We start from the raw sequence: 559 nt of genomic DNA on the forward strand, positions 1-559 counted from the left end.
GTAATGTTTATGACTCTTCTGCCGATACAGAGCTGTTTACGGCTCCTATTCAAGTTAAAATGATTGAAGAGTTAGCCTATGACGAAATGCCAGAATGTTTCCGTAAATGGATTATCGTAAAAGCATCTCGTGCATTCAATATTCGTTTCTTTGGTGCTGCTGAGATTGAACAGGCATTACAGCAAGATGAAGAAGAAGCCCACCGTTTGTGTATGGAATACGAAATGGATTACGGTAACTTCAATATGCTTGATGGAGACTCTTGGACTGGTGGACGTATCGGTCGCTCATAAGGAGAATCTATGCCTATTGTATCTCAAAGTATCAAGAACCTCAAAGGTGGTATCTCCCAACAGCCACACCAACTTAGATTCCCAGACCAAGGAACAACCCAGATTAATGGGTGGTCATCTGAAACCGCTGGTTTACAGAAACGTCCTCCTCTGGTGTTTACTAAGCGCATTGGTGCAGCTAACTACATCGGAGATAAACCTTTAGTTTACCAGATTAACCGTGACCAGAATGAAAGATACTATGCTGTCTTCACTGGTGAAGCGGT

At 42.6% G+C, this 559-nt stretch carries 2 protein-coding genes; both read left to right on the top strand.

What is annotated here, in order from left to right:
• The coding region (locus N1032_RS27085; RefSeq protein WP_259543795.1) for a hypothetical protein at positions 1–293 on the top strand (293 nt) is incomplete at its 5' end.
• Between the two features lie 9 nt (positions 294–302).
• A partial coding sequence (locus tag N1032_RS27090; RefSeq protein WP_259543796.1) for a phage nozzle protein occupies positions 303–559 on the top strand: 257 nt, incomplete at its 3' end.

Origin of the sequence: Herbiconiux daphne, assembly GCF_024979295.1 — a bacterium.
Classification (GTDB): Bacteria; Actinomycetota; Actinomycetes; order Actinomycetales; family Microbacteriaceae; genus Herbiconiux; species Herbiconiux daphnes.